This is a genomic window from Paraburkholderia suaedae, from assembly GCF_040812055.1.
Classification (GTDB): domain Bacteria; phylum Pseudomonadota; class Gammaproteobacteria; order Burkholderiales; family Burkholderiaceae; genus Paraburkholderia.
In genome coordinates this window covers 142,703-157,699 of sequence record NZ_JBFOAH010000011.1, presented here as the reverse complement: position 1 = coordinate 157,699, position 14,997 = coordinate 142,703, and the positions used below count along the sequence as shown (strand labels likewise).

The following is a 14,997-nucleotide window of genomic DNA, read 5'->3' as shown; positions in this document are numbered from 1 at the left end:
CTCGCGTCTATCGCGGCGGAATCTGTGCCTGCCGGTTACTCTGCCCGTGATGAACTGGCGGCGGCCGAAATCGAAAAGGCGAACGGAAAACGGCCGAGCACGCAAGTCGCCAGTGCTTCGAAAGCGGGGTCGGGAAGTTCGACGTGGAGTGAAGTCCCGCGCGACGTGTCATCAATGAGGCTAACCGTTGCATTGTCGACGCGAGCCTCCACGAGAGCCGACCGTACCGCGTCTGCCGTTTCCCGCCGTCTCAGCGCCGGCTTGAAGATCTTGCCGACGCCCGTCAGCGGCATTGCATCTACGATCCGTATACCCTTGGGAAACGCCGCCCGTTCGTTGATCTCGTGACGCAGAAACTCGGCCAATTCCGTTTCGGTCACGGTTGCGCCTGGCTTGAGCTGCACATAGGCGACCGGCAACTCGCCGGCGTGCATGTCAGGGCGGCCGACCGCCGCGGCGATAAGAACGGCGGGATGGCGATGCAGTGGCTCTTCGATTGCCGCTGGGTCGATGTTGTGTCCGCCGCGAATAATCAGTTCCTTCTTCCGACCGGTGAGCCAGAAGTACCCGTCGGGGTCGCACCGTCCGAGATCGCCCGTATTGAGCCACCGCGCGCCGTCACCACATTCCATCCAGATGCCACGGTTCTGTTCTGGTCTGCTGTAGCCGACGAACACATTCGGGCCGGAGATAACCAGTTCGCCGGTCTCGTCCGCAACGCAATCCCGTACATACCGGCCCGATTCGTCGACCACTACAGCCTTCATTGCCTGACCGGGGAGGCGAAGGCCGATCGAGCCGGCCTTGCGCTCGCCAAGCGGCGGATTAACGCTGCTCACGCAGGTGCCCTCCGTGAGGCCGTAGCCTTCAAGGATGCTTACGCCTGTCCGGTCCTGAAACGTACGAAGCAATTCCACCGGCAGGGGGGCGGCACCGCACAGACCATACTCGAGCGAACTGATATCGTGCTCGCCAACCGGAACGTCCAGCAGCGCGCCGAATAATGTCGGCACACCGCTGAAGAAGTTGATGCGGTAATGCTCGACAAATTCCCAGAAGCGCTTTACAACGCCCTCTCCCCGATAACCTTGCGGTGTGCCAAGCACGACGTGCGCACCACGCCAGAACGCCAGCAGACCGGTCACCATCACTGCGTTGACATGGAAAAGCGGCAATCCGCAGAAAATCGTTTTGCCAGGACCGATGCTTTCGCCGAAGAATCGACCCGCGCTCCAGGCATTGGCCACCTCATTGCACTGGCGGCGAATCGCAATCTTCGGCAGCCCCGTGGTACCGCCCGTGCAGAAGAATGACGACACGTGATCGACGCTCGTTCGACGCATGCTGCTGACCGCCTCGTCGGGCTCCCGCGCCATTGCAGTACTGAAATCGTGAATGCTGACATGCGCGGGAACGGCACTGTGAACGCCGCCTGGCCCATGCAGTCTCGACCACTCGCCATCTTCCAGCATCCGGGCAGCGGATCGCTTTTCGCCCGGCATGCGGTCGGCCAGACTCACCAGCACCAGATCCTGCAGACCTGGGACCTTGTGGAGCACCGCCTGCACCTTCTGCCAAAGGTCGGTTCCGGGGAACGGCGCCAGCGTTACGAGCACGCTCGCGCATGCAGCGTTGAGCAGTTCGCCGATGGCGTCGCTCTCGAGCAGCGGATTGATCGCGCAGACAATCCCGGCCGCCTCCCCGCCCCAAATCACAAAGTGCGTTTCAGGGAGGTTGGGCAGAACGTAGGCGACAACTGAGTCGCGCTTGACTCCCAGGCGCGCAAACATGTTCGCCGTTCGCGTGACATCACGCACGAGTTCGCTATACGTCCAACGCTCAGCGCTCCGGTAATCGTCGGCGGTCGCAAAGAACGAAAGTGCAGGTGCCGACGGATTGATGGCCGCGCCCCGGCAGATCATCTCGTAGGTGCTCGAGGGGAGATCCGCTGGCAGTCCTTGCGCTTCGACGGCAAGGACATCTTCGAGGTTTTCGATACCTTTCATGCTGCCTCGTCCACGACGAGGTTACGTTGCATGCCGAGATCGATCGATCCATCGCGACTCGCGATACTCGCTTCGACCACGTCGCCCGCGTGCAGATACTGTGGCCTTTCTGACTGCATCTTCAGGAACAGGCGCCACTTCTCCGCTTCGGTCAATTGCGCCGCGGCGCGCTGCTTTTCGGGCGACGGAATGATCAACGCACAACCGGCGGGCGTGCCCGTCGCGAGCAGATCGCCGGTGCGAAGATCATGTATGCCGGAAAGCTCCGTCAATGTCTCTGCGGGGCCGTAGACAAGACCCGCGGTGGAGTCGTTCTGACGGACGGTGCCGTTTACCGTCAGCGTCAGCACGAGCTCCTTCAACTTCGGAAAATCGTGTTTCTCGAGGAGACAAAGGTAAGGACCGACGGGGCCGAACGTGCGATAGCTCTTGCCCTTGTAAAACTGCATCTGCGGTATCTGGATGTCGCGTGCGGAGTAGTCGTTCACGATCACCACGCCGGCGACGTAGTCATGCAGATTCTCGTCGGTGACAGTTGTGCGGGATGTGACGTCGCGTTTGAGAATCAGGCCAAGTTCAATCTCGTAATCGAGGAACTGCACCTCTTTGGGCTTAACCACGCGCGAGTCGGCCGGCACGATGCAACTGGTTGCCTTCGTGAAGATCATGTTGAATTTCTTGACATCGGGGTCCATGCCGGACTCGATCATATGCTGGCGGTAATTCGCACCCTGGCAGATGAACTGCTGATTGGCGGTCACGGGCGACAACCATTGCACCTCCGATTCGGAAAGAATCGGATCGCTCAGCACGGATAGCCGTTCAACCGGATTGGCCTCGATAAACTCCGCCGTCGTCTCGAACTCGCCCGGAATCGGCGTGATAGCACCGTTGGCGACGACGCCCCAGTAGGCGCGGCCATGATGCCTGTAATGCAGAACATGAAGTGCCATTTATAGATCTCCGGATTCTCTGTGAAGCAGTGGGTTCATGCGAAAAGTTTTGCCAGCGTGCGCAGCTTGCTCATCGTCAGGTCGGGGCTGCGGCGCAGGTTTCTTATCAACGCGAGGACGCTGGCAGGGGTGAATCTGGGCTTCGTGAAGCTGCGCGGCATCGTCGGTCCCCATTGCGCCATCGCTTCGCGGCTCACCGCATGCACACCCGCTGGCGCATCGGCCGTAAAGAGATCGCCGTCGCAATAGTGCTCGTGCTTATCCCCCCACGGGTCCTGCCAGTAATCGAAGATCTGGCTGCCCAGCACATGGCGGCCAATGCCCCATGCGTGCGTCCAGCCGTTGTCGCGCAGAATGCGCTGGCCCATGCCGACCGCGTCGGCGTCGACGACTTCGTACGCGCTATGGCTGTAGGTGGGCACGAATCCTTGTGCAAGCGCGAGCGTGTGGTGATCTGCCGGCCTGTCGCCGAGATCGAGCCGCATGAACGCGACGACGGGCGAGCCATCGGGAAGCACTTGAACATCGCTGGGGATGAAGCCGAAATGCTGCGTGTACCAGGCACAGGTGACCTGATAATCGGCGAGTTCGAGCACCACGTGTCCGAGCCGTATGACTTCCGGCGCGCGCTCGGGCGGTCGCTGCGTCCCGTTGATCCGCACCGCCGCGTCCACCGAGTTGAATGGGAGTGCCGCCCGATGGGAGCGCGTCGATGGTGGCGCCTGGCCCCATATTGCATCAACGCGAAAGCCAGAAGGATCGGTCAGTCGTACCACGTAGCCGCCGCCTGGCAACTGCGATCGTTGTACTTCGGACGCGCCAGGTATTTTTGCAAGCGCATCCAGATCGGCTCTGCTGTCGACCCGTAGCGCAAAACCCACGAACCGGGATTGCGGCGCCTTTCGAACGACATAGCAGAAATGCGACGCACCGGTTCCACGCAGTAGGAGGAGCGCTTCATCGCGCGATACGGTTTCAAGCCCGAAGTCGTTGAGAAACCGTTCAGCGGTTTCGAGATCTGGCCGGTCGAATGTCAGATAGGCCAATGCCGACGCTTTCGTCGTGGGATTGGGGTGACGTGACGGCTGTGCAGTAGCGAGTTTCATGGCTGAACGGAAAGTTGGACGGTTCGGAGGGCGTCTTCGGTTGACATGGTCGGCGCGCTGACGGCGTTACTCCGCAAGGCGAGGCTTTTACGCGCGATACGGTTCGCGTTCATGGCTGCGTCGTCGACAACCGGCTCGTCAGGCGGGAGTAGCGCGATCCGCTCTGCGTGCACCGGCTGCCATTGCGCACGCAGGCGCGGCAATCGCTGTAACGCACGGCACCGTTGTTTCCTGCTGTCTCCACAGTGACTCCGTCTGTCGTTTGTCAAAGCGGCAGCTCTGCCGCCATTAATGACATTAAAGTCATAGTTGAGTGTTTTGTCAATATAGAGATTTACATCTATACTGGGATATAGCCCAATGTGGACCGATCATGCCGAACACACCCACTCGCCGGACAGCAAAGCGTCCTACCCCTGCCGCCCCAGTCTCCCCGGTCGCCGTTGCTGAAGAACGCGAGCCGCGCGGCGCGCGCCGAAAGCGCGAGACGCGCGCCCGTCTGCTCGACGCTGCGCTCAGGCTGATGGCGCAAAAGGGTATGGAGGGCGTCGCGATCAACGAAATCACCGAGGCCGCCGACGTCGGCTTTGGCTCCTTCTACAACCATTTCGAATCCAAGGAAGCGATTTACGCGACGCTTGTCGAGAACGTGTTCGAGGATTTCGCGGACACACTCGATCGTCTTGCCGCCGGCCTGTCCGACCCGGCGGAGGTGATCGCCGTCTCCGTGCGCCATACGGTGATGCGTGCGCGGCGCGACCCCGTGTGGGGACGTTTCCTGATACGGGAAGGGTTTTCGGCGCGCGCGATGAGCCGCGGGCTAGGCCAGCGGCTGCTACGCGATATCGGTACCGGTATTGCCGGGAAGCGCTTCGTGGTCGCGGACCCGTTCATCGGCTTTCTGTCGGTGGGCGGCACGGTCCTCTGCGCCATTGCCGCCGAGCTGAACTTCGTCGCACCAGACGCACCAGCGGCAGGCGTGCTCAAGGAGCTTGGCTTCAACGGAGAACATTTCCCCGAGCGTACCGCAGCCATGCTGCTGCAGACACTCGGGCTCAAGCGCGCGGAGGCGGAGAAGATTGCAGCGCGTCCGCTGCCAGCCGTCGAAGACGCCATCGAAGCGGATTGAGCGCGGACGACGGTGGCGGTGTGGTTTGCCGATACGATTATCTGTCAGCAATCGATCATCGCTACCGCGGCTTGCTCGCTCCGCTCATCCTGCTTCCGGGCAAACCGCGCATACCGAACATGCCACCCGGTGACAGGTTCATCGCGTCGCCCCGTGCACCGGCGCACTCATTCCGGCATCAGATCCACCCGCCAGCGGCGGCACGAGAACGTCGACATTTCGCGCAGCGGATCAGGAAGAGCGACACGATTCACCGGATCGCTCGACCCGCACTAACGGACGCACGATCATTCTCTTGACGTTGCCTGCGGCTGACCGGGCGGCAGCTCACCCATCGCCTGGAACAGCGCCGCGGTATCGCTCATGCGCTGGCTCGCCGCGCGGACGGAGGCGATCTGTGCGCTGAGAAACCGCTGCTCGCTGGCATGCGCCGCCGTTGAAGGCAGCGATCCCATGCGGTGGCGCGACGCCGTGTCGTCGAATGCGGCTTGCGCTGCCTGTGCGGCTCTTTCCGTCGATGCCAGCGTCTGGGCGTCGTTATCCAGTCCGGCCAGCGAATTCGCGACATCCTGAAACGCCGACAGCACCGTGGACTTGTAGTGCAGAACCGCCGCATCGTAGGCCTCCAGCGAGGCTCTGCGCTGCGCGAACAACGCGCCACCATGGAAGATCGGCTGCGACAGGCTCGCACCGATCGCCCAAAGTCCGCCCGCTCCCGAGAGCACCGCGGGCCAGCTGAAGCCGCCGCGGCCCATCGCGCCCGTGAGCGACAGGCTGGGAAACATTTGCGCGGTCGCAGCGCCCACGTCGGCAGCAGCGGCCTTCACGGCGGCGTCAGCCGCCTGAATGTCGGGACGCGAGCGCAGCAGATGCGATGGCACGACCACGGGCACATGCTCGGGCAGCGACAGGCTGTCGAGTTGGGGAACGCTCGGGGCGTTATCAGGCGTGCGGCCCATCAGCACCGCGAGCGCGTGGACGGCTAAGGCCCGCTGCTGGCGCAAAGGCGGCAGCGTCGCCGCTTCGGAAGCAGCATCCTGCGTCGACGCGAGCGCCTGCGCGCGCGACACAGAGCCTAGCGCGTAGCGCTGCTGGTCCTCGTCGGCAGTCTCATTGGCCGTGGCGACGAGCCGCTCGGTGAGCGCGATCTGCCGATCGAGCGCCGCCACGTTGATCGCCGTGCCGACGATGTTGGCAGCGAGCGCGCGCCGGGCCGCTTCCAGTTCATAGGCCTGCACGTTCACGCGAGCGGCGCTCGCCGAGTTCGTGTAACGCGTCTGGCCGAACAGGTCGAACGTGTAGTGGGCCTGAAGCTGCCCGGCAAAAAAGTTGTATTGCACCTGCTCGGGGCCGAGCCCGGGCACGACGGGCGAACGCGCGCGTTCGACCTGCGCGGCACCGCCGACTGAGGGCAGCGTGGACGCGCCGATCTGCGCGCGCAATTCCTGCTGCGCGGACGCAAGGGTTCGCTGCGCGGCTGCCAGCGTCAGACTGTTGCGCAGGCCTTCGTCGACGAGCGCATCGAGCGCGTCGGACCTGTAAAGCCGCCACCACTGCGGCACCGACGTGGCGCCGATCTCGAACTGCTGCGCAACCCCGCCCGCGGCAACGGTCTTCGAGGGCTGCGCCTGTGCGCCGTAATGCTCGGGCGAAGGCATGGCCGGCGGTTCGCCGCCGGGACCGAACGAGCAGGCCGTCAGTGCGAATGCCGCGGCTACGGCGACAACGGATGTCTTATAGGCAAGTTTCATAATCAACTCTCCGCACGCTCGACGACGACCTGTTGCGTCCCGCGCTCTTCGCGCCGGACCCTGAAGCACGTCGCATAGAGCGCCGGCAGGAAGAAAATGGTCAGTCCCGTGGCGATCGTGATGCCGCCCATCAGCGCGGTTGCCATGGGCCCGAAGAACGCTGAACGCAGGAGCGGAATCAGGGCGAGCACGGCGGCGGCGGCCGTCAGCATGATCGGCCTGAAACGCCTCACCGTCGCACCGACGACTGCGTCGAAGCGCGCTTGCCCTGCCGCGATGTCCTGATCGATCTGGTCGACCAGAATCACGGAGTTGCGCATGATGATGCCGAACATGGCAATCACGCCGAGCAACGCGACGAAGCCAAAGGGCTTGCCGAATAGAAGCAGCGCGGCGACGACGCCAATCAGCCCTAAGGGTGCCGTCAGCACGACGATGAAGGTCCGCGAGAAGCTTTTGAGCTGGATCATCAGCAGCGTCAGCACGGCGATGATCATCAGCGGCATTTCGGCGTTGATCGAGGTCTGACCTTTCATGCTTTCTTCCACTGCGCCGCCCACCTCGATGCGATAGCCGACTGGCAACGTGGCTTTTTGCTCCGCGAGCGCGTGCTCGATATCGCGGGTTACGTCGATGCCTTGGGCGTCGCCACGAAGGTCGGCCTGCACGGTGATCGTCGGCTGCCGGTCGCGCTGCCAGATCACCCCATACTCGAGCGCATCCCGCACATGTCCGAGCGAGCCGAGCGGCACCGGGCCGTTTGGCGTCGGAATGGCGAGGCTGGTGAGCTGCGCCGGATCCACGCGCTCGCTCCTCGGCGCACGCAGATCGACGTTGACCAGCTTGTCCCGCTCACGGAACTGTGTGACCGTGTATCCGGAGAGCGTCATGGCGAGGAAGTTCGATACGTCCGCTGAGGTAACGCCTAGCTGGCGTGCCCTGTTCTGATCGATCTCGAACGAGATCGACCGTTCGGCCGGCTCGTCCCAGTCGAACTGAACGTCGCGCGTGCGGGAATCGGCACGGACCTTATCGGCGACCTTCTCGGCAATCGAGTGCACGGTCGCTATATCGCTCCCGCTCACACGGAACTTGATCGGAAAGCCCACCGGCGGCCCATTCTCGAGCCGCGCAACACGCGTGCGTACTCCGGAGAACGCTTTGCCGAGCTTGGCATCGAGCCAGTGCATCAACTCGTCGCGGTCTTCGACGCTTCTGGCGGTGATCACGAACTGCGCGAAGTTAGGCTGTTGAAGCTGCTGATCGAGCGGCAGGTAAAAGCGCGGCGCGCCGGTACCGACAAAATCGACAAAGTGCTCGATCTCGGGCTTGCCCTCGAGCGCTTTCTCCAGGCGCTTCGCCTCACGCTGTGTCGCCTCGAACGAGGCGCCTTCCGGCAGCCGCAGGTCGACGAGCAGTTCCGGCCGTTCAGAGTTGGGGAAGAACTGTTGCGGCACGCGCGTGAACGCTGCCATCGCAATCGCAAACAGCACGGCGGTGACGCCAACGACGATCCAGCGGCGTTCGATGCACCCCGAGATCCAGACCGACAGACGCCGGTAGAAGCCCGTATCGTAGATGGCGTGCTCCTGATCGTGCGCACCGCTCGTGTGGACCTTGTGCTCGGGCAGCATGTGGAAGCCCAGCAACGGGACCAGAACGACAGCGGCGAACCACGAAACGATCAGCGCAATGGCCGACACTTCGAAGATCGAGCGCGTGTATTCGCCCGTGCTCGATTTCGCGAGCGCGATCGGCAGGAAACCCGATACCGTCACGAGCGTGCCGGTCAGCATCGGGAATGCCGTGCTCGTGTAGGCAAAGGCCGCCGCGCGCATGCGACTCCACCCCTGCTCGAGCTTCACGGCCATCGTTTCGACGGCGATGATCGCGTCGTCGACGAGCAGCCCCAGCGCGAGCACCAGCGTGCCAAGGGACACCTGGTCCAGCCCGATGTTGAACACATGCATGCACAGCGCCGTCACGGCCAGCACGATCGGAATCGTGATCACCACGATCATGCCGGTGCGCAGGCCGAGTGAAACCAGGCTCACGATAAGCACGATCGCTACCGCTTCGCCCACCGACCTGACGAACTCGTTCACCGAATGCTTGACCGCGTGAGGCATGCTCGACACGGGCACCAGCTTGAGCCCGGCTGGCATCGACGCCTGCAGGTCGGCGGCTTTCGCATCGAGCGCCTTGCCGAGCCTGACCACGTCGCCGCCCTTTTGCATCGTCAGGCCGATGCCGAGGACCGCCTGGCCACCGACACGCATCTGCGTGACGGGCGGATCGTCATAGCCGCGCGAGATCTTCGCGATGTCACCGAGCCTAAACGAGCGTTGGTTGACCGTGACAAGCATGTCGGCGAGTGCCTGCACGTCCTTGAACGCGCCGCTCGGTCGCACGAACACCCGGTCGTCCGCCGTCGTAATGGTGCCAACGGGCGCCACGGTATTCTGCGCGTCGATGGCCTGGGCGAGTTGCTGTGGCGTGATGGAGAGCCGCGTCAGTTCCGCATTGGATATTTCGACGAAGATATGCGGGTCCGGGTCGCCGAAGTAGTCGACCTTGGCGACGCCGGGCACGCGCAGCAGGACCGTGCGCAACTGATCCGCGTAGTCGTGCAGTTGCGCCGGCGTAAAGCCGTCGCCTTCAAGCGCATAGATGTTCGTGTAGACGTCACCAAACTCGTCGTTGAAAAACGGTCCAACTGTTCCCTTGGGCAGCGTCGCCGCGATGTCGCCCACTTTCTTGCGCACCTGATACCAGGTTTCGGGGACATCCTTGACTGCGGCCGAGTCCTTCATGGCAAAGAAGATCATCGACTCGCCGGGCCGCGAGTAGCTCTTGATGTTGTCGACGTACGGCGCGGCCTGTAACTGACGGCCGATCCGGTCCGTGATCTGTTCCTGCACCTCGCGGGCGTTCGCGCCCGGCCAGTAGGTCTTGACCACCATGGTCCGGAACGTGAACGGCGGGTCCTCCGACTGCGCCAGCTGCGTATAACCGATCACGCCGAACAGGGTCGCAAGCCCGATCAGGAAGATCACGAGCTGCTGACGGCGCAACGCCCAGGCGGAAAGATTGAAACCGCCTTCGCCATGTGCCTCGGCGTCGGACGGGGTGGCGGGCGCGTTGTCGCGCGCGGTTTCGAGGTCGCGGGCGTTCATGACGGAAAATCCTCGGGGTGCATCGGAGCCACCACTTGTACGTGCTGGTTCGCCGTCACTGCGTGAACGCCTTGCATGACGACGCGCTCGCCGTCGTGCAGGCCGCCAGTGACGGCGACCGTGCGCTCGTCGTAGCGCGCGATGCTGACGGGGCGCAGCTCCAGAGTGTCGCTGCCGGCGCGCACCACCCACACAGCGGGCTCCTCACCTTTGTGAAAGAGCGCCGTCACGGGCAGCGCGAACGGACGCGCTGCGGCCGCGTTGCCGGCGGCGTCGAACGCAACATTGGCCGTCATGCCGAGGCGAACTTCCGGGCTCGGCGCGGCCAGCGTCAGCTTCACGCGCCAGGTGCGGCTTTGCGGGTCGGCGGCGGGCGATACCTCGCGCACCCGCGCCTCAAAGGTCTTTCCGGGGAGCGCGGACAAGGTCACGCTCGCCTTGCTGCCGACCGTCAATGCGCCGAGCGTGCGCTCCGGCGCGTCACAGACGATATCCACGTCCCCCGTCCAGTCGAGGTGGTAGACGGCCTGGGCTGCCTGAACGTTCTGGCCGGTGTCGGCGTCTTCCGATGTGATCACCCCGTCGTGGTCGGCCGTGAGCGTCGCGTAGCGCAGGTGATCGGTGGCGAGCGCCATCTGGGCCAGGGCCGAATCGCGCTGCGCCAGCGCCGTGGCGTAGGCGTCCTGCGTCTGCTCCATCTGCGCGGGTGCAATCAGGTTTGCCTGCGCCTGAGCGTGATCGCGATCGAGCTGCTGTTTGGCGTACACGAGGCGATGCTCCGCGGCGTCGAGTTGTGCACGCGCGTTGACGAGGTTATTGCGCAGATCGGTAGGATCGAGCGATGCAAGAGGCTCTCCTGCCTTGACAGCATCACCGAGGCGCACCTTGCGTTCGGTGATCTTGCCGCCGACCCTGAACGAAAGGGAGGTGGAATACCGTGCCTGTACCTGGGCCGGCAAAGAGGCGCTTGCCGTGCGCCCGTCGGGATGCATCGCGCGAGCGACGACCGGCTTGAGCTCCGGCGGAGCCGTTTCGCGGTGGTGGCAGGCCGAGAGCAGGATCGCCCCGCAAGCCGCAATGAAAAGGCGTCCTCGGAAAGATGACCGGGCGACGGACGACAGGAACGGGTGCGCAGGCGTCTGCGCGTTAAGACCGGAGTGGTTCACGATGTTCACAGGCAGGTGATAAGCCAGGTAAAAAGTTGCCCGATGCTGTGGAAACCCGGCGTGCCGGGAAGCACGGCTCGCCATCAGCGCGGACGCACAAGACAAGTTTTATTGAAACGTTAGTTATCCTACTTAACGTCGAATTGGGCACTGGGCAGGCTTCAGTCCGGTCATCGCGTGCGACACCACGCCGTTATCGGTCGGTTGCTGGCATGCAGCGCGGTATGCGACATCCCCCATGGGACGCGCGCAATCAGAATGTGATCAGCGTGCTTTCATGCCCAGGCATCGCGCTGCTCTGCCGGCCCACCGGTCTTGCGCAGCTTGGCGAAAGACCGTCTGCCGGGGTTTTCCCGCGACGCCGTTCGCTGCTCCGTTTCCGAACAGGAGCATCCGAACATGTGACATTAAACCCATTACTGATTATGTTGTCAACCATGACGTTTGGATCTAAAATTCGCAACATACAATAAGTGGGGAGCCAACATGCCAGACGTGCTAAAGCCGCGGGCAAGTCGCCGACGCACTTTCAAGGCGCCGATTGCGCCACTGGAGACGACGAGCGGACGCGATTCGCGCGGCGCCCGACGCAAGCTGGAAACGCGCGCCCGTCTGCTCGATGCTGCGCTCGCACTGGTGGTGAAAAAGGGCATGGACGGCGTAACCATTAACGAGATCACGGAGGCAGCCGACGTCGGGTTCGGCTCCTTCTACAACCACTTCGAATCGAAGGAAGGCCTCTTCTCCGCGCTCGTCGAATATCTGTTCGAGGAATTCGCCAATACGCTTGATCGCCTCGCGAGCGACCTGTCCGATCCGGCGGAAGTGATCGCGGTCTGCGTGCGTCATACGCTCCTGCGTGCCTATCGGGAGCCGGTGTGGGGGCAACTCCTGATACGCGAAGGGGTTTCAGCGCGTGCGCTGAGCAGAGGTCTAGGTCAGCGACTGCTGCGAGATAGCGAGCGGGGGATCTCAGCGAGACGCTTTGTTGTCGCAGACCAGCTGATGTCCCTGATCTCCGCGACCGGCACCATCCTCGCGGGCATTGCTGCTGAACTGCACTTCGCTGCCTCATCGAAGCGCACGGTCCGCGCGCGAAAGGCGCTTCGATTCAGCGAAACCACGTTCGCCGAGCGCACGGCGGCCATTGTGTTGCAGGCGTTCGGTCTCGAACGCGTGGAGGCGCAGAGAGTCGCACAACGTCCGCTACCCGCAGGCTCCGACGTCAAGACCCGTTGAAGAACGGCCGTTAGCCCGTTAGCAGCGAACAAGCGGATCGAGCAGCGGTTATCAGCCGTTACGAGTCCGGACGCTTCATGCGGCGACAGCGTCGCGCTTGCCACGCGTATGCCGTGTAACACGGGCGCGGCTTCCCGATTGTTGGCGCAAAGCAAGGACGAACTCTTCCAAGCACGCGCACGAGCACATCCTTGTATATTGAGGAGACAACTCGGCGCTCGTACAACCGGCCGGGCGCTATCTGCATCCATTGATCGGACGATACTGGAAACCATGAAATACAAGGACTATTACGCCGTCATGGGCGTTCCGCGAACGGCTACCGATGCGCAGATCAAGACCGCTCATCGAAAGCTTTCGCGCAAATTTCATCCGGACCTGAACAAGAGCGCCGACGCGGAAGCGCGTTTCAAGGAGGTGGGCGAGGCCTATGGGGTTCTCAAGGATCCGGAAAAGCGCGCAGCATTCGACGCGCTCGGCACGGGCCTCAGGGATGGCGATGAAATCCGGCCGCGCCCCGATGTCGGCGACGGATTCGAATACCGCGGCGGGGCGAGCGCACAGGACGCCGACGATTTTTTCAGCGACTTTTTCGGTGCCCGCCCGAGACGCGCTTCCCGCCAACACGCGCCCGAGTGGCCGGGCGAAGATCATCACGCAAGGGTTTCCGTCAGCCTGGAGGACACATACAACGGCGCGCAGCGGACCTTCACGCTGCAAATGCCCGTCATCGATGATCGGGGGCACGTGAGCTATCAGACGCGCACGCTCGATGTATCGATCCCCAAGGGCATTCTCGATGGTCAGCGCTTGCGACTCGCAGGTCAGGGAGGCGCCGGCATCGGCAACGCTCCGCCCGGCGACCTGTATCTGGAGGTTGCGGTCCAGGAACACAAGCGCTATCGCGTCGAGGGCCGCGACGTGACGACAGAGGTTCCCCTCGCGCCATGGGAAGCCGCGCTCGGCGCCGAGGTGATCGTGCCCACCCCTGCCGGGCAAGTCACGGTGACCGTGCCGGCCGGGTCAGCAGCCGGCCGGCGCCTGAGGCTGCGCGGCCGAGGTATTCCGGGCAACCCGCCTGGCGATTTCTACGTCGTGCTGGGCATTGTGCTTCCTCCCGCCGATACCGATGCCAAAAAAGCCGCCTACATCGCGATGCGCGAGACGTTCAAGTTCGATCCACGTGCGCATTTTTATGAGTGATCCATCATGAGCGATAACGAGTCTGATTATCTTCAAGGCGAGATCGTCGAGGAACACGTCGAGTTCACGCTGATTGAACTGTGCCGCATCACGGGCGCATCGAGTGATGATGTTGCCCGTTGGGTCGAAGAAGGCGCATTCGAGCCGCAAGGCGCGCGCATCGAGGAATGGCGGTTCAGCGGTACTTGTCTGCGTCGAGCCATGACCGCCCAGCGACTCACGACCGATCTGGAACTGAACCCGCCGGGCGTAGCGCTCGCACTCGATCTGCTCGACCAGATCGACGCGTTGCGCGCTCGCCTCGCTCGTTATGGCGATCGTGTCGACAAGCCGCGTCGCTAGGTCCGGTTGATTCAGCGTTTGTTTCCCGTCGCGGCGAGGCCGGGTCCTCAATCGAGGTTTATCGCATCCGTGCGCGTAACCGCAGCGAAAACGGGGGTAGCCTTTGCGTGCAACGCCGGCATAGGTGTGCTCGGCCTCAGCGTGCAACAACGAACGATGTATGCATTCCCATCTCATAGTGCCCCGGCCGGTTGCAAATCAGCACGTAGCGTCCTGGCGCAAGCTTCAATGACAGGCGCTTGGTCGAGCCCCGCGCCAGGTCCTCCACCTCGCCCATCTTATTGAACCGGCTTTCCGTGACCACGCCTTTGTGGACGGGTAAATGCGCGTCGTCCATGTCTGTCCTCAGTACTACGAACTCATGTTCGGTATTGCCGTTCGACGCGTTGTTCACCTCGAACGTGACCCGCCCGGCCTTCGCTGTGCCGGGATCGAGCTGAATCGTGTTGTCCGTGAGCCTGACATGGATCGTCTCGTCCGCATGACCGCTCAGCGGCGCAACGCCGAGCGCGACCGCCGCCAGCACCAACGCAGTATGGTTTCTGTCGATCATGATGTCTCTCCTCGAAAGGGCCGCATTGCAGCAAGACGCGTCGAACCACGGCGCCGGGTTCGCCGGCCCGAAGCTGAGTGGATCAACTGTTTTCTCGATGACCGACGCGCGTCAGCGGCAGGAACGCTCATCATCGTCGGGCCGCCGGAAATCACTTTTCGCGGCGCACATCGCTTCTCCTTCACGCAACGGCGCAAGCGGGCTTGCACGCATTGCGCGCGTGAATTCATCGCGGATGAAGGACCGTTGCTCGCCCGTGCAGGCGAACCTCGGTAATAGAACGACAGCGGGCTTCGAAATATTCCGCCCGATCTCGGAAAGCCGCTTTCCGGCTTTGCGAACAGTCATGAACACTCGCGTTATGGCATGCTGC

At 63.0% G+C, this 14,997-nt stretch carries 12 protein-coding genes; 4 read left to right on the top strand and 8 right to left on the bottom strand.

The window, feature by feature from the left end:
* Nucleotides 1-35: 35 nt before the first annotated feature.
* From ABQJ48_RS17320 to ABQJ48_RS17310, 3 genes are read right to left on the bottom strand one after another with little or no spacing between them, the layout of a single operon-like run.
* Complete coding sequence (locus tag ABQJ48_RS17320; protein ID WP_367839222.1) at nt 36-2,006, bottom strand: acyl-CoA synthetase; 1,971 nt, start codon at nt 2,004-2,006, stop codon at nt 36-38.
* Complete coding sequence (locus ABQJ48_RS17315; RefSeq protein WP_367839221.1) at nt 2,003-2,959, bottom strand: fumarylacetoacetate hydrolase family protein; 957 nt, start codon at nt 2,957-2,959, stop codon at nt 2,003-2,005. The genes ABQJ48_RS17320 and ABQJ48_RS17315 overlap by 4 nt, the downstream gene beginning before the upstream one ends.
* Nucleotides 2,960-2,994: 35 nt before the next feature.
* Complete coding sequence (locus tag ABQJ48_RS17310) at nt 2,995-4,065, bottom strand: VOC family protein (protein ID WP_367839220.1); 1,071 nt, start codon at nt 4,063-4,065, stop codon at nt 2,995-2,997.
* Between the two features lie 373 nt (nt 4,066-4,438).
* Between ABQJ48_RS17310 and ABQJ48_RS17305 the strand changes: the two genes are divergently transcribed.
* Nucleotides 4,439-5,194, top strand: coding sequence for a TetR/AcrR family transcriptional regulator (locus ABQJ48_RS17305; RefSeq protein ID WP_367839219.1), 756 nt, complete (start codon nt 4,439-4,441; stop codon nt 5,192-5,194).
* 287 nt (nt 5,195-5,481) lie between these two features.
* Here ABQJ48_RS17305 and ABQJ48_RS17300 read toward each other — a convergent pair whose 3' ends face one another.
* Genes ABQJ48_RS17300 through ABQJ48_RS17290 form a run of 3 tightly spaced genes read right to left on the bottom strand, consistent with a single transcriptional unit; the run spans nt 5,482 to nt 11,296 of the window.
* Complete coding sequence (locus ABQJ48_RS17300) at nt 5,482-6,945, bottom strand: efflux transporter outer membrane subunit (protein WP_367839218.1); 1,464 nt, start codon at nt 6,943-6,945, stop codon at nt 5,482-5,484.
* 2 nt (nt 6,946-6,947) lie between these two features.
* Nucleotides 6,948-10,121: an efflux RND transporter permease subunit gene (locus tag ABQJ48_RS17295; RefSeq protein ID WP_367839217.1), complete on the bottom strand. Its 3,174-nt coding sequence runs from the start codon at nt 10,119-10,121 to the stop codon at nt 6,948-6,950.
* On the bottom strand, nt 10,118-11,296 hold the full coding sequence (locus ABQJ48_RS17290) for an efflux RND transporter periplasmic adaptor subunit (RefSeq protein ID WP_473094146.1): 1,179 nt from the start codon (nt 11,294-11,296) through the stop codon (nt 10,118-10,120). Before ABQJ48_RS17290 ends, ABQJ48_RS17295 begins: the two co-directional genes overlap by 4 nt.
* A 477-nt stretch (nt 11,297-11,773) precedes the next feature.
* Between ABQJ48_RS17290 and ABQJ48_RS17285 the strand changes: the two genes are divergently transcribed.
* From ABQJ48_RS17285 to ABQJ48_RS17275, 3 genes are all read left to right on the top strand, one after another.
* On the top strand, nt 11,774-12,526 hold the full coding sequence (locus tag ABQJ48_RS17285) for a TetR/AcrR family transcriptional regulator (protein WP_367839216.1): 753 nt from the start codon (nt 11,774-11,776) through the stop codon (nt 12,524-12,526).
* 273 nt (nt 12,527-12,799) lie between these two features.
* Nucleotides 12,800-13,729, top strand: coding sequence for a DnaJ C-terminal domain-containing protein (locus ABQJ48_RS17280; RefSeq protein WP_367839265.1), 930 nt, complete (start codon nt 12,800-12,802; stop codon nt 13,727-13,729).
* Nucleotides 13,730-13,735: 6 nt separating this feature from the next.
* Complete coding sequence (locus tag ABQJ48_RS17275) at nt 13,736-14,071, top strand: chaperone modulator CbpM (protein WP_367839215.1); 336 nt, start codon at nt 13,736-13,738, stop codon at nt 14,069-14,071.
* A gap of 136 nt (nt 14,072-14,207) precedes the next feature.
* On the opposite strand, the gene ABQJ48_RS17270 is transcribed toward ABQJ48_RS17275, so the two are convergent.
* Nucleotides 14,208-14,624 (bottom strand): cupredoxin domain-containing protein, encoded by a 417-nt coding sequence (locus ABQJ48_RS17270; protein ID WP_367839214.1) that lies wholly within the window; start codon nt 14,622-14,624, stop codon nt 14,208-14,210.
* A 111-nt stretch (nt 14,625-14,735) separates the two neighbouring features.
* Nucleotides 14,736-14,972: a hypothetical protein gene (locus tag ABQJ48_RS17265; RefSeq protein WP_367839213.1), complete on the bottom strand. Its 237-nt coding sequence runs from the start codon at nt 14,970-14,972 to the stop codon at nt 14,736-14,738.
* Nucleotides 14,973-14,997: the final 25 nt, after the last annotated feature.

Excerpts from the sequence above, each read along its gene's own strand:
- ABQJ48_RS17320 (WP_367839222.1), bottom strand. The coding sequence starts at position 2,006 with ATGAAAGGTATCGAAAACCTCGAAGATGTCCTTGCCGTCGAAGCGCAA.
- ABQJ48_RS17315 (WP_367839221.1), bottom strand. The coding sequence starts at position 2,959 with ATGGCACTTCATGTTCTGCATTACAGGCATCATGGCCGCGCCTACTGG.
- ABQJ48_RS17310 (WP_367839220.1), bottom strand. The coding sequence starts at position 4,065 with ATGAAACTCGCTACTGCACAGCCGTCACGTCACCCCAATCCCACGACG.
- ABQJ48_RS17305 (WP_367839219.1), top strand. The coding sequence starts at position 4,439 with ATGCCGAACACACCCACTCGCCGGACAGCAAAGCGTCCTACCCCTGCC.
- ABQJ48_RS17300 (WP_367839218.1), bottom strand. The coding sequence starts at position 6,945 with ATGAAACTTGCCTATAAGACATCCGTTGTCGCCGTAGCCGCGGCATTC.
- ABQJ48_RS17295 (WP_367839217.1), bottom strand. The coding sequence starts at position 10,121 with ATGAACGCCCGCGACCTCGAAACCGCGCGCGACAACGCGCCCGCCACC.
- ABQJ48_RS17285 (WP_367839216.1), top strand. The coding sequence starts at position 11,774 with ATGCCAGACGTGCTAAAGCCGCGGGCAAGTCGCCGACGCACTTTCAAG.
- ABQJ48_RS17280 (WP_367839265.1), top strand. The coding sequence starts at position 12,800 with ATGAAATACAAGGACTATTACGCCGTCATGGGCGTTCCGCGAACGGCT.
- ABQJ48_RS17275 (WP_367839215.1), top strand. The coding sequence starts at position 13,736 with ATGAGCGATAACGAGTCTGATTATCTTCAAGGCGAGATCGTCGAGGAA.
- ABQJ48_RS17270 (WP_367839214.1), bottom strand. The coding sequence starts at position 14,624 with ATGATCGACAGAAACCATACTGCGTTGGTGCTGGCGGCGGTCGCGCTC.
- ABQJ48_RS17265 (WP_367839213.1), bottom strand. The coding sequence starts at position 14,972 with ATGACTGTTCGCAAAGCCGGAAAGCGGCTTTCCGAGATCGGGCGGAAT.